The organism is Mycolicibacterium agri (genome assembly GCF_002553505.1).
Lineage (GTDB): Bacteria > Actinomycetota > Actinomycetes > Mycobacteriales > Mycobacteriaceae > Mycobacterium > Mycobacterium agri.
This window is the reverse complement of the sequence record NZ_PDCP01000104.1, coordinates 1-18043: the sequence shown is the minus strand read 5'-3', so window position 1 is coordinate 18043 and position 18043 is coordinate 1. Positions and strand designations below refer to the sequence as shown.

General features: G+C 60.3%; 17 protein-coding genes. 12 read left to right on the top strand and 5 right to left on the bottom strand.

What is annotated here, in order from left to right; translation table 11 throughout:
* Window positions 1-230 (top strand): hypothetical protein (locus CQY20_RS35255; RefSeq protein ID WP_207767339.1); only part of this gene is annotated, 230 nt, incomplete at its 5' end.
* 35 nt (window positions 231-265) lie between these two features.
* Here CQY20_RS35255 and CQY20_RS36270 read toward each other — a convergent pair.
* Complete coding sequence (locus CQY20_RS36270; RefSeq protein ID WP_109789763.1) at window positions 266-478, bottom strand: LPXTG cell wall anchor domain-containing protein; 213 nt, start codon at window positions 476-478, stop codon at window positions 266-268.
* A gap of 299 nt (window positions 479-777) precedes the next feature.
* On the opposite strand from CQY20_RS36270, the gene CQY20_RS34980 reads away from it, so the two are divergent.
* Window positions 778-1353 (top strand): hypothetical protein, encoded by a 576-nt coding sequence (locus tag CQY20_RS34980; RefSeq protein WP_097944445.1) that lies wholly within the window; start codon window positions 778-780, stop codon window positions 1351-1353.
* 313 nt (window positions 1354-1666) lie between these two features.
* Here CQY20_RS34980 and CQY20_RS30120 read toward each other — a convergent pair whose 3' ends face one another.
* Window positions 1667-2413, bottom strand: a complete 747-nt coding sequence (locus CQY20_RS30120) for an 8-oxoguanine DNA glycosylase OGG fold protein (RefSeq protein WP_097944443.1) — start codon at window positions 2411-2413, stop codon at window positions 1667-1669.
* A gap of 36 nt (window positions 2414-2449) precedes the next feature.
* Entirely contained in the window at window positions 2450-3385 is a 936-nt protein-coding gene (locus tag CQY20_RS30115) for a restriction endonuclease (RefSeq protein WP_097944441.1), read from the bottom strand.
* 113 nt (window positions 3386-3498) lie between these two features.
* On the opposite strand from CQY20_RS30115, the gene CQY20_RS30110 reads away from it, so the two are divergent.
* The 4 genes from CQY20_RS30110 to CQY20_RS30090 all read left to right on the top strand — a co-directional run bounded on the left by CQY20_RS30110 (window position 3499) and on the right by CQY20_RS30090 (window position 6614).
* On the top strand, window positions 3499-3729 hold the full coding sequence (locus tag CQY20_RS30110) for a DUF2188 domain-containing protein (RefSeq protein WP_097944439.1): 231 nt from the start codon (window positions 3499-3501) through the stop codon (window positions 3727-3729).
* Between the two features lie 92 nt (window positions 3730-3821).
* A complete protein-coding gene (locus CQY20_RS30105) occupies window positions 3822-4688 on the top strand; it encodes an oxidoreductase (RefSeq protein ID WP_234816480.1) in 867 nt (288 codons plus the stop codon).
* Window positions 4675-5220, top strand: coding sequence for a hypothetical protein (locus tag CQY20_RS30100; protein WP_097944435.1), 546 nt, complete (start codon window positions 4675-4677; stop codon window positions 5218-5220). The genes CQY20_RS30105 and CQY20_RS30100 overlap by 14 nt, the downstream gene beginning before the upstream one ends.
* A gap of 716 nt (window positions 5221-5936) precedes the next feature.
* A complete protein-coding gene (locus tag CQY20_RS30090; protein WP_097944431.1) occupies window positions 5937-6614 on the top strand; it encodes a DUF8548 family protein in 678 nt (225 codons plus the stop codon).
* Window positions 6615-6634: 20 nt separating this feature from the next.
* Here the strand turns inward: CQY20_RS30090 and CQY20_RS30085 are convergent, their stop codons facing one another.
* Together CQY20_RS30085 and CQY20_RS30080 are read right to left on the bottom strand one after the other, a co-directional pair.
* Complete coding sequence (locus CQY20_RS30085; RefSeq protein ID WP_097944429.1) at window positions 6635-7561, bottom strand: hypothetical protein; 927 nt, start codon at window positions 7559-7561, stop codon at window positions 6635-6637.
* Entirely contained in the window at window positions 7558-7803 is a 246-nt protein-coding gene (locus CQY20_RS30080) for a hypothetical protein (protein ID WP_133119164.1), read from the bottom strand. Before CQY20_RS30080 ends, CQY20_RS30085 begins: the two co-directional genes overlap by 4 nt.
* Window positions 7804-7990: 187 nt before the next feature.
* On the opposite strand from CQY20_RS30080, the gene CQY20_RS30075 reads away from it, so the two are divergent.
* The 6 genes from CQY20_RS30075 to CQY20_RS30050 are packed head-to-tail and all read left to right on the top strand — an operon-like array spanning window position 7991 to window position 17985.
* Window positions 7991-9469, top strand: a complete 1479-nt coding sequence (locus CQY20_RS30075; RefSeq protein WP_097944425.1) for a hypothetical protein — start codon at window positions 7991-7993, stop codon at window positions 9467-9469.
* On the top strand, window positions 9469-11472 hold the full coding sequence (locus CQY20_RS30070; RefSeq protein WP_097944423.1) for an N-6 DNA methylase: 2004 nt from the start codon (window positions 9469-9471) through the stop codon (window positions 11470-11472). Before CQY20_RS30075 ends, CQY20_RS30070 begins: the two co-directional genes overlap by 1 nt.
* A complete protein-coding gene (locus tag CQY20_RS30065; protein ID WP_097944421.1) occupies window positions 11469-12569 on the top strand; it encodes a restriction endonuclease subunit S in 1101 nt (366 codons plus the stop codon). Before CQY20_RS30070 ends, CQY20_RS30065 begins: the two co-directional genes overlap by 4 nt.
* Window positions 12566-15703: a type I restriction endonuclease subunit R gene (locus tag CQY20_RS30060; protein ID WP_097944419.1), complete on the top strand. Its 3138-nt coding sequence runs from the start codon at window positions 12566-12568 to the stop codon at window positions 15701-15703. Before CQY20_RS30065 ends, CQY20_RS30060 begins: the two co-directional genes overlap by 4 nt.
* Window positions 15690-16424 carry a M48 family metallopeptidase gene (locus tag CQY20_RS30055; protein WP_097944417.1) on the top strand — a complete coding sequence of 245 codons (735 nt, stop codon included), beginning with the start codon at window positions 15690-15692 and terminating at the stop codon, window positions 16422-16424. The genes CQY20_RS30060 and CQY20_RS30055 overlap by 14 nt, the downstream gene beginning before the upstream one ends.
* Entirely contained in the window at window positions 16417-17985 is a 1569-nt protein-coding gene (locus CQY20_RS30050; protein WP_163700618.1) for an AAA family ATPase, read from the top strand. Before CQY20_RS30055 ends, CQY20_RS30050 begins: the two co-directional genes overlap by 8 nt.
* Window positions 17986-18043 lie beyond the last annotated feature (58 nt).

Here is an 18043-nt window from a genome sequence, read left to right as displayed (position 1 = left end):
CCAGGCGACTGTTCCTTCGGCATACCTGCATCCTCGTTTCCAAGGTCAGGAGCCTCCAGCATTTCCAGGGCGATTCAAATGTCCTAACTCAGGCGGTCAAGTCGTTCTCGTTGTGGCCAAGCAGGTCGAAGACCGAGTTCACGTCAGATCCGTGGAGCGTCATGCCGACCATGGCTTCGTATCTTGCCGTGCGTCTCACGGTCGCCGGGCCAGAAATGGCGCAGCTGTGATGCGGCTCCGGCCGGGCCACAAGTGGGTCGGGGCCTTAGCTCTTCTTGCGTCGCCGAACGAGTACCGCTGCGACAGCCACCAGCACGATTGCCGCGGCCAGCGGCGCGACAATGGTGAAGCTTCCGCCGCTGAGCACTTGTTCGAAGACGCCCGTGTTTGGCGCGCCGACAGACTGGCCGGTACAGGTGCCGTACGAGCCGGCGCCATACGCGCTATTGGTGCTATCGGTGCAATTATAGGTAGCCATTTCTTATTCTCGGCACTCCGCTATTTAATTTGGTATTTCGCTATTGCAATAGTAACACAAGCAATTTATTACGAAACAGTTTAATGGTTAGCGCACTTATGGAAATAAAAAAGCAACTAGACGCCATTCTGAACAGACGGATGGACCGGAGGGACTTCCTCAGGCAGATCGCCATTGGCGTCGTTGCTCTCAGTGGTGTGGGTGCGGCACTGCGGCTGCTGTCACGAAGCTCCGAAGCCTCCGAGGGCACCGGTTACGGTGGATCGGCCTACGGCGGCAACGCGGGAGACAATCGCTAGATGGCACGTCTTCCCATACCTGGCAAGGATTCTGGCACGTGGGGCGATGTCCTCAATGACTATCTGTCGCAAGCACATAAGGCCGATGGAAACCTCAAAGACAACTCCGTCACTGCCAACGTCCTCGCCCCGAACAGTGTGACCAACAGCGCCATTGCGAGCGACGCTGTTACTGCGGCCAGTATTGCGGACGGCTCAATCACCGAGGCACTGCTTTCGTCTGGGGTTCAGACCAAGCTCAATGCTGCTGGCAGCGGAAACGTCGCCGACGACACGATCTTGACCGCCAAGCTGCAAGACGATGCGGTCACCAATGACAAAATCGCCGACGGCACTATCGCCGAAGCCAAGCTCGCCACTGCCGTGCAGACCAAGCTCAACCAACCCGCCCCCACGTGGAGCACCCTCAGCGGCAAACCTCCGCAGTTGTGTTTCGTACCAGTCGTCGACCGCTACGAGCGACGGCCGGCTCATCACATGGTCGTGAAACTGCTCAGAGTCATCGCGGGCGTAGTGCCATACTTGATTGGTCCAGAAGGCGCGCCAGCCGGCGACGGCGGCCGCATTGGGTATTGATCGCAGCCATGCTGGGCGCTTGCGCTGAAGCGCGGTACGAAACTCGTTGGTGCACAGGTCGACCTCAGTGCGAAGGCGCAGTCCTTGACCCGACGACATTGCCGCCACAATGTGACGCCGCGTGTCGACGTTGGGTGTTTGCATGGCTTCGATAAGCATGCTCGGCGGCAGGACGAACGTGTAGCCCATATCGCGTAGCGCCGCGACAAACGTTGGTGCAGTGCGCTCTTCACCGATCCGCGACCATGGGTTCGTATCGAGCATGACCCGCTTCTTTGTACCCATTCCGACCGACCTCTGTCCTTCCCAGCGGTCAGACAGCGTGGCCGTTATGCGTGAACATGATCCATTCCAGCTGCGTGGCAGTCATCGGTTGCGGTAGCGATACGGCCCATCGGTGCATCGCGGTCAGGTACGCGACATAGCGTTCCGGGTCACGGTGCGTAGCCGTGAGCTGGTTCAGCCACACATCAAGTGTCGTGTGAAGGGTGTTCCGGACCCTGCTGTCGAGAATCAATGGCTGCCACTCGCGGCCGGAAACGAAGCCGGCGAACGCAAACCACTTGGTAAAGAATGCTTCTCCGACGCCGGGCATTCTGAAGCTGCGATGGATGGTAGCGATATCAGGGTCGTCGACGCGCTCAACGGATCGGAGTGCCACTGCAGATTGGCGGAGCGTCACCGCCGCTGCGCTGATGTCCGCGAGCGCCTTTCGCGTATACCGCAGTGATCGGCTGTTACTCGTCCCTGATCCCCATGCCATGACTAATACGAACGCTGCGAGGACCGCCTCGTCATCGGCAAAGTCAGTGGATGCGCAGACGTCGATGACTGCCTTGCGGCTCACCAGCCGGTCGCCGCGCGACCGAAAGCGCTCGGTGCTCGGTTCGGTCGTGACTGCCGGATCGCAAAGCAGCCTGGTCGGTTGGCCAGGTATCCCGGCCAGCGCCGTTTCCCAGGACGGCAGCCGGAATCGGACCGGCGCGTGAACTTTGTCTGTGTAGAGCTGAACAAGCGCAGGCAACTTGCCCGGAAGAGCGAAGCGGGCGTCGGCGCTCACACCACCACGATCCCACGTTGAGCCAACACGGCCACGCTAATCACTGGAGACGAGAAGGTTCCTCGCTGGCAGACAGCAGTCGCCGGTTTCATTGACGTGCCGTTTCTTGGCCCGCAGGAGGTCGTCGAGTCCGATGCGGCCGTCGAGCACCATGAAGAGGTCCTCGCCGGTGAACACCACGAAAGGGCTGGACGACCCGTACTGCGCGAGCGCGTCAGAACTGAACGCGTTCACGCTGACAAAAATGCCGAGGGCGTTTCGGCCCTTGCGCTCGACCTTCGTCTTGAAGACATCGAGGTGTTCACGGCCGGTCGGCTCCTGGCGCCACCGTGCCTCCACGATGTAGTCGTCGGTGTCGAAGCTCAGCGATCCGTCGATCTGCTCATAGGCGAGGTTGTAGCTCAGTCGGGGCTCCATGTCGAAGAGAAGGAACAGGTCCGTCAGGAGGACTTCGAGTGCCTTGCCGCGTTGGTGGGGATCGCTGGAGCCATGCAACGCGACGTACCGGTCGCGCAGGACCCTGAGTTCGTCCGAGAACTGCTTGATCCCCGCGTGCCTTGCCGCCTCGGCTTCCCGCGCGGCAGCTGACCGCTCTCGCGATTCCGCTTCCTGGCGGTACCGGGCGGTTAGCGTGCGGAGCCGGCCGACGGCATCGTGCGCCTCTTGCAGGCGGAGCTCCCGGTGGTCCGGTTCTTTGATCTTCTCCACGTCCGGAAACCGGGTCATGGCGGCGACGTCCAACATGAGGTCGATGGTCGTCTGCTGATAGGTGCCCTCGTTTGCGCCGAGCCGACTGATCAGTGCGTCGGCCGTCTCCCGTTTGGTCGCGCCGTTGAAGTCCAGCCCCGCGAGAAGTTCGGGGCGGCTACGCAAGGCATCCCGTAGAAAAGACTCAAAGGCCCGCTTGTGCCATGTGATCGAAGGCAGCGCATCGCGGAGCGCCTGATAGGCATCCGCCGAGATCCGCTTCATACCGATCATCGTCCCACTGGCGCCGACAAAGGTGCGGCATCGTCAGTGCGGGTTCCGGAATGTGTCGGTGGTCAGGTCTAACGTGTGCCTCAGGACCTCTGAAGGGAGCATCCATGGCAAAGGGTGACATCGAGACGTACAACGAGGGCGGGGTCTGGAAGAACCGCGTCCAGGGCGGCCAGCGGGCATCGAACACGGCCGAGACCAAGGCCGAAGCGCAGGCGGCCGGCCGTGAGATGGCGATCGAGCGCGGGGTCGAGCACGTCATCAAGAAGCTCGACGGCACTATCGGCGAGCGCAACACCTACCCGCGCGGCCGAGACAAGAACCCGCCCCGCGGATAGCTGACCTATTCGTGAACAGGACAGTCCAGTACTGGCGGCTGACCCAACCGGACGGTTCTCCGCTGCCCGGGAGGTTCCCGGCGCAGCGGGTCGTGAAGCAGTTGGTAAAGGCCGAAGCAGACGGCAAGAACCGGTATCGGGTGTGCCGTGACGGCATGGTGCTGCTCGCCAAAGGCGTCGCCGAGCCGGACAACCGCATGCTGATCCTGGATAAGGTCCGTCGCGAAAATCTACCCAGCGTGGGCAACAGCACGGGTGCGTGGCGCGCCATCGGGTTATCGCCGGATGAAGGCCTCCTTGAGCCGACCTACTGCCTGTTCACCAGGCGGAACATCGTTGCCATGCTGACCAGTGGCGATGGTCCCCGGCCCCGGCGGCTTGTCGACTACCTACGCGCCAAACTCGATATCGATGTCCGGATCGAGCCGGTTCTGACGCAAAACCTGGAGCAGGTGTTGGGGGAGATGCGTGTGTCCGCCATCGACGTCGCAATCCCGGCCAGCCGGATCAGTCGAGATCTGGTTGGTGGCGATTGGGTTCAAGCGCTCGATGGCGCGCGAGCGCTCGCTCAAGGCGGTGTCGTGAGGGTCGGTATCTCGGTCGGTCGCAGTGGCGACGCGGCATACAAGCAGAGCATGCGGCGGCGTATTCGACAGATGACCGATCTGCTGCGCGGGTCTGACGGACTATCAGAATTCAACAGCGCGCGAGTGACTGGCACGATTCAAGGCACCAACCGGTCGCTGAACCTGCTCGAAGATCGTTTCATCGAAAAGACCGAGGTTGACGCCGATCGGATCAACGACCCTGACCGGTCCGCCGAGTATGCGCGAGAGCTTTTCCTGGCCTCCAGATCACGGAACAAGGAGTACCTGGAGTCAGCCGTACCCGCGGTACCTGATGAGGTGGCAACCTACCCCACCGTCTTTATCGAGACTCCTGACGATGAACGGCAGTGACCCGCTGCTCGCGCCCTTTCCGTTACGTATCCGCCTGCAGCACTTCTGGATTCGGCATCGATGGGTGGACCTTGCCGTCGGCGTACTCGTTGTTGCGGTGTGGTACGCAGCGGCTTCGCGATGCTGGTTCCCGGAGGAGCAATGCAGACTGCCCCAGGCTCTTACAGCGGTGTCGGCTGAGTCCCGGCGTGTCGTGTATCAGTTGGCGGCAGCCGCAGCGGCAACTATGGGCGGTTTCGCTCTGACCAGCATCTCGATTCTCGTAAATCTTCTGCGGACGCCATTGTCCACGATTGACCGGCTGCTCCCGGCGGAGGACAAAGCCCGCGTCGGGGAAGTCTTCCTCGGTGTTCTGCCCTGGCTCCTCGGAGTGTTCATCGCGACGCTCACGTGTCTCACCACTGATGTCAACGTGCCGCAGGGCTATGTGTGGATGCAGTTGATCGCGGTCGGCTTGACGGTGGCAGCCATCATGTCGCTTGCCCGCATTGTTTGGGTTCTGCGCAGACTGCTAAGCGTATCGACAAACTGAGTCGTCAGGCCGACCACGAGGCGATACATTTATCGTTGCTCAGAGTCGAGTGATTATCGTCAAATAGCTTGTGTGACAAATTATTACGAAGCGCACCTATCGGTTATTTCGATTGCCAGATGTCTTGCCGCGCCGTTCGAACGACCGTACGATCAGACCGTCTCCCGCGTACCCCGGTTAGGTGGGCCGCGTATTCGGAAAGTCGATCTGTGCGTGATGACTGACGCCTGCCCTGATCCCAACTGGTGGCACGACCCTGTGCTGCTGGCGCTCGATTTCAGTCCGGTCGTGGAGTGCGATGCACTTATCGCCTCGTGTACTGTCGCGGCGCATCCGGCCGCATGGTGTTGTGTCCTCACCTGCGGGTGCACGCTGCTCCTTTGCGACGACATCTTGTGGGTTGTTGCGCCCAGTTTGCTCGACTTCGATGACTACTCGTGTCCCCAGTGCGGTATGCCCGGTGTCTTCATCGACCGCGGCCGAGGGATTTGATTCAAGGCTTCGGGACGCAACTGCCCATCGGTCTTCATCCAATAACCCTGTGGCACATGACTCAGCTCAGTGAACAACACGTGGACTTCGTGTGCTCGATTGGGTGAGGATTCCCCAAACGGGCCTGGCGGGGTGACATCACTTCGCAACAAACATGCCATGGCCCCGAATCGCCCGAGTCGAACTGACTCCACCTTGTCGGATGGTTGTGAGATCGTTCGCCTGTGAGTTACTCGGCTGAGCAGGTCCAGATCTTGACAGAGCGTTGCGAGCAGTTCCGTGGCTCGAAGGCTCCGGAGGGATATCCAGACAGCCTGGCGCTCTGCATTGTGGACTCGGTGCAGTCGACGATGGTCCGTTACCCGACCGTAGAGAAGGTCGTGAGCAATTACCGTGCCTACCGCCGGGAGCAAGGCGGAGATCCCAACACGGACAGCGCGGTCGATCTTGCAGCAACGTTCGCGCAGCTGAACGGCCCCGAGGCATGGGCGGCGAGAATCGGCAACGGCAACCGGACCTCGACACATAAAGGAGCACCGCTCAAGGCGTATGCCATCGAGGCCGAAGCGAACGGCATGATCGATGTGGGAGTCGTGACTGCGCAAGATCTCCGCAGCGCCGCGGAAGACGCAGATTCACTGGCGCTGGTGAAAAAGGCGTGGCTGAACGTCCCCGGACAAGGGTCTGGCGTCACGTGGCACTACGTCCAGATGCTGGCGGGAATCCCCGGCATCAAACCGGACCGGATGATCATCCGATTCGTCGCGAAGGCTCTCGATCGTCCGGTCAAGACCGTCAGCCCGGCGTTCTGCGTCGAACTGCTGACCGCCGTTGCGGGCGAACTGTCAATGACGGCAAGCGAACTGGATCACGCGATCTGGAACTACCAACGCGGTCAGTGACGCAAAGGCCGGTCGACGAGCTAGATGGTTCCGGCAGTCCCGTTGCGGCAGATGTCTTCGACCTCGGCGCTTGGCCACACGTAGCCAAGATCCGACTCGTCACTGGTTCGACCCGAGTAGACGCCGACAATCTGCGACTGTGGCCGCGGAGTGATTCCAATGCTGTTTCCCACGGTGGGCACCACCGCTCCTTCGGGGATGTGTCTGATGACAACCGAGCCGGACTGACCCGTTCGCGTCCGCGCGTCAACGAGGATCAGGGGCAGTTGCTTGCTGTCAACCACGACACCGAAGTGCGTGTCCGAGGCGACGGTGCCGCGTATCCACAACGGGAACAACGGGCCGGTCGATAACGCATAGGGATAACCGACAATGAAAACATCCTGCGCCGGAGCAAGATTCGACCACTTCGTCGCCCGAGGATCGGTTTCCTCGACCGGATACTTCCACGGGTATATCAGGTCGTCGTCATCGAAGTTGATGGCTTGTACAGCGACATCGACGTCACCTCCGTGTACGGGATGCTGCTTCCAGAGGGGTGCCCAATCCTCCCCGATCAGCGAGATGAGAAACTGCCGCGCACGAAAAGCCGTCGACGCCGTGCGTGCGTCATCGCCGGTTGGCTGAAGCTGCCACCCTTCGGTTGGTGGCTTGGTCAGCAGCGTGATCTGCAGATGGGTCGGACTGACTTCGTACTCACCGAGGTAGACGTTTGTCTGCCAATGCCGTCCGGTGAAGTTGTGCCTTGCCGTCACGAGATACGTCCGGCCATCGCACTCGTACACGAAAGCACTCCCATGCGCGAGCAACCGGAAGTCCTTGTCGTCAGCTTTGGCGTCCGGCCCCGACGGGCTGAACAGCATGCGCAGCTGGACTGATCCCGCGTACTCGGAGTGGAGCTGAATCTGCTGCTTTGGCGCCGACGCGCTCGGTTGCGCCTCGGTCATGCGCGAGGAAGGCGGATGACCCGGCTGCCCACCGGCGCTTGAACGACCACAGGCCGTGCGGCCGGCGGTTCTATTTCGAGCGTGAGCAGCACCATCGGACGCCCTCCCACAATCTGCTCTTGGCGCACCGACACGACATGGAGCGGACGCCGCCCGCCGCCTTCGTGAGGCACCAGTACGACATCACCACCGACTACCTCTTCGGCGAGGATCGACACCCCGCCGTCACCACGTGTGCTCACCATCGCCCACCCTCCATTCGCAGCGTCTACGTCGTTCTCATCGCGACCCTATCGACGGGCGCCGACAACCTTCCTCATGGACGGTACGAACACGCCTCGCCGAGGTCCGGCGTTGGGCTTACGCCACCCAACGCCGCTGTCGATTGCTCGGATCGCGCCGCGGTAGTCGGTCGCCGAGAATTTCTTCATGGCGCTGGACACTCCGCTCAACACACGCCAGCTCGATGTACTCCGATGGGTCGGCGACGGCTGTCCTGACGGCCGATGGACCAACAGCGGCTATAAGGCAACTGCCGCGGCCTTGCAGAACCGGCGCCTGGTCACGGTCAGCAAGCGGGGCGGATGGAAGGCGACGATTGAGCCAGCCGGTGTCTACTACCTGAAGCACGGCGACTACCCGACCGATCACTTCCCGAATAAGCGCCGGTCGTACAGCCGCGCCATTCGGTTAGCGCATTCGGAGCAAGGAAATCCTCAGCGGTCACTGACCCGTCCCGGTCCCGACGATCCCACGCCGACTCGAAAGTTGTTGCAGGACATCATCGATGCCGGTGGAGTGCTGGAGCTAAATACCAAAGGCGATGACACCAACTACGGCAATCTGGTCGCGATCATCAACAGGCGGCAGATGGCACCGGACGGCCAACAAGTGATTTTGATGGATGGCGTCAGCTACTACCACAAGGTGCTTCGGCTGTCGTCGGTTGCGGAGTGGAAGACGCTGCCGCCAGCCGAGGTCATGGCCGCCGAACGCATCGGGCGCTGGCACCCCGCGGTGGCGGCGCTGCGCAGTGAAAATCGGCTGAGTTCGATCGAACCACGGCAGCGCCAGCGGGTACTACGCTTGCTGCACGCTTTGGCGCGCGAGGCGGAGGCTCGCGGTTACTCCGTGCAGGAGCCGCCAAAACGCGAGCCTCGCGGGTACGGATACCACGACCGTGACCAGTTGTCCGGATTTCTGATAGTCGGCGTGGCGCCGATCAAGTGCTCGGTCGGGATCACGCAGCTGAAAGACAAAGTGCCGCACGAGGCAACGATCAAGGAACTTGAACGCGCTAAACGCGAGTCGTGGTACCGGATTCCGACTCACGACTACGTGCCGTCAGAGCGTCTGTCGATCACGCTGAACACCGACAGCCGCTACTCGTCGGAGGTGTCGTGGTCAGATACGAAGACCATTTCGCTGGAGTCGCGGCTGCCCGACGTCATGACGTTGTTCGAGCGCTGGGCGCTCATCCACACCGAACGCACCGAAGCCGAACGCCTCGCGGAGATCGCGAAACACAAGCGGATCGAACGCGAAAATGAGCTCGCGCACCAGGCGTACGTCCAGCACAAGCTGGGGGAGCGGCTGATTGCAGACCTTGAGGACTGGGAGCTGGCTGCCAGGCTCCGCGACTACCTCGCTGCCATGGCTGAGCACATCGAGCGCATCACCGACGATGAGCAACGAGCCGCGGCGGTCGAGTGGCTGCAATGGTGCAAGCAGTACATGGCTAAGCGCGACCCGTTCACGAAGCCGATCCGTCAGCCGAAGATCAAGCCGCCGGGGTATGCCGAGGTGCAGGAGTTCAGGACCCGGCTGGGATTCGGTTCAAGGATCTGGACTTCCGCGGCTCGCGCGCCGAGGGTGACGATTTGCTTGGTGACGCCTACGAGTACCTGATGCGCCACTTCGCCACCGAGTCGGGCAAAAGCAAAGGTCAGTTTTACACCCCCGCGGAGGTGTCTCGGGTCCTGGCCAAGGTGGTCGGCATCAACAGCAAGACCCGCGCCGATCAGACCGTGTACGACCCGACCTGCGGCTCCGGTTCACTGCTCCTCAAAGTCGCCGACGAGGCACCGCGCGGGATCACGATCTACGGCCAGGAGAAGGACAACGCCACCTGGGCACTGTCCAAGATGAACATGTGGCTGCACGGCAATGAGGACGCTGAGATCGAAAAGGGCGACACCATCACCAGCCCGCAATTCACCAAGGGTGGCGAACTCCGGACGTTCGACTTCGCCGTCGCCAATCCGCCCTTCTCGGTCAAGTCATGGAACAACGGCCTGGAGAACGACTACGGGCGGTTTGAATATGGCACGCCGCCGGACAAGAACGGTGACTACGCCTTTCTGCTCCACGTGCTCAAGTCACTCAAGAGCACCGGCAAGGCGGCGATCATCCTGCCGCACGGGGTACTGTTCCGCGGCCACGCCGAGGCCGACATTCGCCGCAATCTATTGAAGCGTGGGTTCATCAAGGGAGTCATCGGCCTGCCGCCAAACCTGTTCTACGGCACGGGTATCCCCGCGTGCATCGTAGTGCTCGACAAGAAGAACGCGGCCGGTCGGGCCGGTGTATTCATGATCGATGCCTCTAAGGGCTTCGTGAAGGACGGCCCCAAGAACCGGCTGCGTGCGCAAGACATCCACAAGATCGTCGACACATTCAACAAGCAGATCGAGATCAATCGCTACTCGCGCATGGTGCCGCTCAAAGAGATTGCGGACCCGAGGAACGGCTACAACCTCAACATTCCGCGCTACATCGACTCCTCTGAACCCGAGGACACTCAGGATCTGCACGCGCATCTCCACGGCGGTATCCCCGACCGTGACCTCGACGCGCTCGATGAGTACTGGAAGGCGTTCCCCAGCCTGCGCAGTACGCTGTTCACCGAGAACCGGCCAGGCTACAGCGATCTGACGATCGACATCGCTGAGGTGCAGCAGACTGTGCTGGAGTCGCCTAAGTTCAAGAAGTTCGCGGCCAAGGTCGACACCGTGGTCGATGAATGGTTCGCGGCGCACCGGGCGCAGCTGGCCAAGATCGACGAAAACACCAAGCCGGCCGAACTGATCGCTGAGATCAGCGAGGACTTACTGGCGCGGTTCAAGTCGATGCCGCTGCTCGATGAGTACGACGTCTACGAGCAGCTGATGTCGTACTGGAACGAAACGACGATGCACGACGACGTGTTCATGATCATGAACGACGGCTGGCTCGGCGCGGCTAAGCCCCGCAAGACAATTGAGGACAAAGACCGCAAGCTGTCGGAGGCACCTGATCTGGTCATCGGTTCTGGCCGTAGCGCCACGAAGTACAAGATGGACCTAATCCCCCCAGCACTTCTGGTGTCCACCTACTACTACGACACCCAGGCGCAGATCAACGAACTGACCGCCGAGGCCGAGGCGGCCACCCTGGCCGTCGAGGAATACGTGGAGGAGCACGCCGTTGACGATGGGTTGCTCGCCACGGCGATGGACGACGACAAGATCACCAAGGCGCTCGCCACGGCACGGTTGCGCGTTGCCAAGCGCGAGAAGTCCGATCCCGACGAAATCAAGGCGCTCGAGCACCTGATCGCTCTGTACGACGCCGAGGCCGCCGCCAAGAAGGCAGCCAAGGATTTGCAGGCCGAACTCGACGCAGCCGTGCTTAAGGAGTACGGCAAGCTCACCGAGGACGATGTGAAAGACCTTGTGTTGGACGAGAAATGGCACGCGACTATCAAGAGCCGGATTGCCGGCGAAGTCACCGCACTCACCCACAACCTTGTTGCGCGCATCGAGGAACTTGGCGAGCGTTACGCCAAGACGGTGGTCGAGCTCGATGACGAGCTAACTCAGCTTGAGACCAGGGTCGTCCAACACCTGGCAGATATGGGGATCAAGAAATGACCACGTGGCGTACTACCAGCCTTGGTGAGCTGATTTCACTCCAACGTGGTCACGACCTGACTTGGCGCCAGCGTCGAGTTGGAGCGGTGCCAGTGATGGGATCAGCTGGTGTCAACGGCTACCACGACCGAGCGATCGCCCCTGGGCCCGGAGTAGTTCTCGGCCGGAGCGGAGCCTCATTCGGCCGTGCTCACTATTGTGCGTCCGATTTCTGGCCACACAACACTGCTCTATATGTAACAGACTTCCGCGGTAACTACCCGCGCTACATCTACTACTTACTCTCAAGCATTGACTTCAGCAGACATAATTCGGGAGGCGCCCAGCAGTCTCTGAATCGAAATTTCATTGCCTCAATCGTCCTCAACGTGCCCTCATTTGAGGAACAGGTATCAATCGCTGACGCACTCGACGACACCATGAATCAGATCGATCTGCTTGAACACTCAATAGTCAAGAAGCAGGCGATCAAGCAAGGAATGATGCAACAGCTCCTGACCGGCAAGACTCGGCTGCCCGGGTTCCGAGGGCGATTGTCGGAGCGTGAGCTTGGCGATGTTGCGACTATCTTGGATAACCTCCGGGTGCCTCTGAGTGCAACGCAGCGCGCGGGTAGGAGCGGTCGGTTTCCATATTGCGGGGCCAACGGCGTCCTCGATTACATCGATGACTTCATGATCGACGATGACGTCGTCCTCCTAGCCGAGGATGGTGGCAATTTTGATCAGTGGGCAACGCGCCCGATCGCGTACCGGATGAAGGGCAAGATCTGGGTCAACAACCACGCCCATGTGTTGAAAGCAACGCAGCCCGGTGACACCGGATTTTTGTTCTACGCCCTGGAGCACAAAGACATCACACCGTTTATTTCCAGTGGAACTCGGTCGAAGCTCACGCGTTGGGAGCTGGTGCGGATCAAGATATTAATGCCGGACGATGTCAACGAGCAGCGCGCAATCGCCCAAGCGTTATCGGACATTGACGGCGAGGTTGGGACTTTGGAGTCTCGTCTGTCCAAAGCTCGCGACATCAAGACCGGCATGATGCAACAACTCCTCACTGGTCGCACTCGCCTCCCCGTGGAGGCTGCATCGTGAGTGACGTCGGCCAGCCAGAGCGCGCCACGCAGAACCGCGTGGTCAAGCTAATCGCCGAACGACTGGGTTATGAGTACCAAGGCAACTGGGCACGCCGCAACGGTAACTCGAATATCGACGTTGGTCTGCTGACGCAGAATTTGCGGGCACGCGGCTACGACGACAACTTGATCAACAAAGCGGTCGACCAGCTGCAAAAGTCGGCATCGGTGGGCGCAGGTCATGATCTGTACGAAGCTAACCGCGAGGTGTACGGGCTGCTGCGGTACGGAGTCAAAGTCAAGCCGGGCGCCGGCGAGCACTACGAGACGGTCAAGCTGATCGAGTGGGATAACGCCAACGCCAACCACTTTGTGGTGGTCGAGGAAGTCACCGTGCTGGGGCAGCACACCAAGCGTCCCGACGTCGTGCTGTATGTCAACGGCATCGCGCTCGCGACGTTGGAACTCAAGCGATCTCACGTGGCGGTCAGCGAGGGTATTCGCCAGACGATCGGCAACCAGAAGCCGGAATTCATCCGGCCGTTCTTCTCCACCGTGCAGCTGGTCCTTGCCGGCAACGACGTTGAGGGGCTTCACTATGGCGTGATCGACACACCCGAGAAGTACTGGATGCAGTGGAGGCTGATCAAAGACATCGATGAGCAGCAGCGAGCACTGCTGGAGCGGGACAGCGCCGGCGTGGAGGGTCTGCTGGACGTGCCGCTGGCGCAGGTGTGCAACAAGGAGCGCTTGCTGGATATCATCCACAACTTCATCGTGTTTGACGCGGGCATCAAGAAGACGTGTCGACCCAACCAGTACTTCGGCGTCAAGGCAGCACAGGCGCGAATCACCAAGCGCGAAGGCGGCATCATTTGGCACACGCAGGGGTCGGGCAAGAGCCTGACGATGGTGTGGCTGGCCAAGTGGATTCGGGAACATCAGGACGATGCGAGGGTTCTGTTGATTACCGACCGCACCGAGCTGGACGACCAGATCGAGGGCGTGTTCAACGGCGTCAACGAGCAGATCTACCGCACCACGAGTGGCGCTGATCTCATCGACACACTCAACTCGTCGCAGGAATGGCTGATCTGCTCGCTGGTGCACAAGTTCCGCGGCGGTGAGGACAATAAAGACCGCGATGAGGCTGGCGATGATTTTATTCGTGAGCTGAAGGCCAAGGTGCCCAAGGATTTCGAGGCCAAGGGCAACATCTTCGTGTTTGTGGATGAGGCCCACCGTACGCAGTCGGGCAAGATGCACGCCGCGATGAAGCAGCTACTACCGGGCGCGATGTTCATTGGCTTTACGGGTACGCCGCTGCTCAAGAAAGACAAGGCGACCAGCATCGAGACATTCGGCAGCTTCATTCACACCTACAAGTTCGACGAGGCCGTCGAGGACGGTGTGGTGCTCGATCTGCGCTACGAGGCGCGGACTATCGACCAGCAGCTTGTTGCGCCCGAGAAGGTTGACCAGTGGTTCGACATCAAGACGAAGGGCATGACCGACCTTTCCAAGGCCGAGCTGAAGAAGCGTTGGGGCACAATACAAAAGGTAGTGTCAGCCGAGCCGCGGGCGCGGCAAATCGTCCAAGACATCCTGCTGGACATGGCGATCAAGCCGCGGCTGATGAACGGACGGGGCAACGCTCTCCTGGTATGCGAGAGCGTCTACCAGGCGACCAAGTTCTACGAACTGTTCGTGGACGCCGGGTTCAAGGGCAAGTGCGCGATCGTCAGCAGCTATGCGCCCAACGCCAGTGATATTGCCAAGGAGGACTCCGGCGAGGGCAAGACGGAGGCAATCCGCAAGTACGACACCTACCGGAAGATGCTGGCTGACTACTTTGGGGAGCCGGAAGACACGGCGATGACCGAGGTGGAGCAGTTCGAGGACGAAGTCAAAGCGAAGTTCGTCAAAGAGCCCGGGCAGATGCGCCTGCTGATCGTGGTGGACAAGCTGCTGACCGGGTTTGACGCGCCGAGTGCGACCTATCTCTACATCGACAAAAAGATGCGGGATCACGGCCTGTTCCAGGCGATCTGCCGCGTTAACCGCTTGGATGATGAGGACAAGGACTACGGCTACATCGTGGATTACCGCGACCTGTTCAATTCGCTGGAGTCGGCTGTCCACGACTACACGTCCGGCGCCCTCGACGGTTACGACAAGCAGGACATCGAGGGCCTGCTGACCGACCGCATCGAGCAAGCACGCGAGGACCTGGATGAAGCACTGGAACGTATCCGCGGCATCGTCGAAGCTGTCGAGCCTCCGAAGAACACTCTGCAATACCAGCAGTACTTCTGCGCGATGGAGCCCGGCAACATTGAACAGCTGAAGGCAAACGAGTACAAGCGCGTTGAGCTATATAAGGCTGTCGCGGCAGTGACTCGTGCCTACGCCAACCTCGCCGATGATATGGCAGCAGCCGGCTACAGCGGCGCCGAGGCCGAAGCGATCCGCAGCGAGATCGACCACTACGTGGCGGTGCGTGCGGAAGTGAAGCTGGGTGCGGGCGAGGACATCGATTTCAAGCAGTATGAGGCCGGGATGCGCAATCTGCTTGATACCTATATCAGCGCCAGTCCGTCCGAGGTGGTCTCGAACTTCGAGGACGCCGGCCTAATCCAGTTGATTGTCAAGCTAGGCAAAGGTGCGATCACCAAGCTGCCCACCGGGATTCAGAAGGACCCCGAGGCCGTGGCCGAAACGATCGTCAACAACATGCGCAAAGTCATCGTCGACGAGCACCCGACCAATCCCAAGTACTACGAGTCGATGAGCAAGCTGCTCGATGACATCCTGGAGCTGCGCCGCCAGCAGGCACTCGACTACGAGGCCTACTTGGCCAAGCTGCTTGAGGCGGCATCCGCCCTCGGCACCAAAGAACCCCTGACCGACTATCCCGAATCGATAGACACTGACGCCAAGCGCGCGCTGTACGACTCATTGGACCGCGACGAGGAGCTCGCTCTGGCGGTGGACAAGGCGGTGCGTGATAACAAGCGTGCTGACTGGATCGGCAACGCCCTGCGCGAGCGCCGCGTCGAGAACGCGATCATCGACGTGCTGCCCGACGGCTTCGATGAGCAGCAGCTCGAAGAACTCATGAAACTGGTGACGGCGCAACGTGACTACATCTAGCGCCTACCTCACCGTCCGCGGCATCGATATCGATGTTGTCTACAAGGACATCAAGAACCTGCATATTGGTGTCTATCCGCCGATGGGCCGCGTGCGGGTGGCGGCACCTCAACGCCTCGACGATGATCAGGTGCGCATGGCGGTGATTCAACGGCTGACATGGATTAAACGTCAGCGTGAACAGCTGCAGTCCACGGCACGCCAATCAGAGCGCGAGATGGTGACCGGCGAATCCCACTACGTCTGGGGGTTACGGCGCCGATTGAAAGTGATCGAGCGTCCGGGCAAGGCCCACTTCGAAATCGAGGGTGACCGGCTGCTGCTTTATGTGGCCGCAGACACCACCGCCGAGCGTCGTCGGGACTACCTCGACAAATGGTATCGAGCGCAACTACGCGAGGCCCTGCCCGAACTGATTGCCAAGTGGGAGCAAAAGCTCGGTCTGCAGGTGCCGCAGTGGACCATCCGGCGCATGAAAACCAAGTGGGGGTCCTGCAACCGCAAGACGCGGCATATCTGGTTCAACGTCGAACTGGCCAAGAAGCACCCGGATTGCCTGGAGTACATCGTCGTCCACGAGATGACGCACTACCTGGAGCGCAACCACGGCGATCGCTTCACCAGCCTGATGGACGGCTTCATGCCCGACTGGCGATCCCGCCGCGATCAGTTAAATGATGCTCCGCTTGCCCAGGAGGAATGGGGAATGGGCCGTGCCTGAAGTACAAGCGACTCGCCATGGCTGGGCCCAGTTCTGGGCCGTTGATCTTCACGTTCACACGCCAGGATCGAGTGACGCGCAGGACGCTGACTACGGCGACGCTGGCGATATTGTTAGAGCCGCAATCGCTGCAGGGTTGGACGGGATCGCCATCACTGACCACAACACGGCGACATGGTGTGAGCAGGTGGCCGCTGCTGCAAATGCCTCGAACCTCGTCGTCCTTCCTGGCTTCGAGTTGAGCACTCCCGAGGGTCATTTGCTTGGCATCTGGGAGGAGGGCACGAAGGCGCATGTTCTCGAGGACGTCCTGATCAGGGTCGGCATTACCCGTACGCAGTTTGGCGATCTGGATGTCGTGACGTCCAAGAGCATGATCGAGTGTGCGAAAGAGATTGAGCAAGCAGGCGGCGTTGCGATCGCAGCACATATCGACAAAGAGCGGGGTATTCTCACCCAGCCCGTTCAAACCTACGTCAACCAGTTGCTTGCGGACCCCGCCATTTCCGCATATGAGTACGTAAACGTAGATACGCCAACGAAAGTGGCCGCAAAGCTTGCGGGAAAACGAGACCCGGCACTTGTTCAAAACTCCGATACCTACGATCCAACTCTAAGTCGGCATTCTGTAACGGCGATTGGTCGTCGTCGAACCTGGATAAAGGCTGCGCGGCCAGACCTATGTGGCCTCCGATACGCACTCGACGACCATAGGCTTCGGGTCACTCTTACGGACCCGAGGGCGGCGCTCCCGCCTCACCCCACAATCGACGCAGTACGCATCGCTGACGGCTTCTTATCCGGCGTATCGATCTCCCTGAGCCCTGATCTCAACTGCTTCCTCGGGGGAACAGGAGCGGGCAAATCCTTAGTGCTAGAAGCGATTCGCTTTGCGCTCGATCAGCAAGTCGACGGAAGTGTCTTTACCGCGATTCGTGACGAGGTCGACGGTCGGCTAGCGCATGCACTCCGCCAAGGTACCGAGGTGAGTGTCGAGGTCACAACGACGACAGAGAAATACCGTATCCGTCGATCATTTGACTTGCGCGGGACGAAGCCTGTTGTCGAGCAGCACGTAGACAGTGATTGGGTGGAGATCGAGCGTGACCCGTCGACGCTGATTGCCATCGCGGCCTTTTCTCAGGGCGAGATCCTAGAGTACGCACGCCAGCCAGTCGGCCGCGTCGGTCTAGTTGACGCCCACCTGGATCTCTCATCGATAGATCAACGGATCGCCGCGGCGGAACAGGGATTGCGAGCAAACGCCGCAAAGCTCGTCGTCGCACGTAACAAGGTCACCGAACTAGGTGAAAGAGCTAGCAGGATGACTACGCTCAGGGAGCGTGCGCGCGAGTTGTCGACACTATTCGATGCCGATCTGGTAAAAGCGCAAGCCAATTGGACCGCTGAACAGAGTGAGCTGAAGACGCTCGCCGAGCAGGTGGACACACTCACATTCACCGCGCCACAAGAAACATCAAGGATTTCCGAGAAACTACCCGAGCACAAAGATAAGTACGAACGAATCAAGCAGGCGCAAGATGAACCACCCCGGGTTTGATGCACACCGGTTTATGGGTGTGCAGCCTCTGAGTGGGCCGCGTTTGTAGCGTAGTGGA

What these genes read in the sequence shown, in the direction of transcription:
- CQY20_RS36270 (WP_109789763.1), bottom strand. Translation starts at nt 478, where the DNA reads ATGGCTACCTATAATTGCACCGATAGCACCAATAGCGCGTATGGCGCC.
- CQY20_RS34980 (WP_097944445.1), top strand. Translation starts at nt 778, where the DNA reads ATGGCACGTCTTCCCATACCTGGCAAGGATTCTGGCACGTGGGGCGAT.
- CQY20_RS30115 (WP_097944441.1), bottom strand. Translation starts at nt 3,385, where the DNA reads ATGAAGCGGATCTCGGCGGATGCCTATCAGGCGCTCCGCGATGCGCTG.
- CQY20_RS30110 (WP_097944439.1), top strand. Translation starts at nt 3,499, where the DNA reads ATGGCAAAGGGTGACATCGAGACGTACAACGAGGGCGGGGTCTGGAAG.
- CQY20_RS30100 (WP_097944435.1), top strand. Translation starts at nt 4,675, where the DNA reads ATGAACGGCAGTGACCCGCTGCTCGCGCCCTTTCCGTTACGTATCCGC.
- CQY20_RS30085 (WP_097944429.1), bottom strand. Translation starts at nt 7,561, where the DNA reads ATGACCGAGGCGCAACCGAGCGCGTCGGCGCCAAAGCAGCAGATTCAG.
- CQY20_RS30075 (WP_097944425.1), top strand. Translation starts at nt 7,991, where the DNA reads ATGGCGCTGGACACTCCGCTCAACACACGCCAGCTCGATGTACTCCGA.
- CQY20_RS30070 (WP_097944423.1), top strand. Translation starts at nt 9,469, where the DNA reads ATGCGCCACTTCGCCACCGAGTCGGGCAAAAGCAAAGGTCAGTTTTAC.
- CQY20_RS30065 (WP_097944421.1), top strand. Translation starts at nt 11,469, where the DNA reads ATGACCACGTGGCGTACTACCAGCCTTGGTGAGCTGATTTCACTCCAA.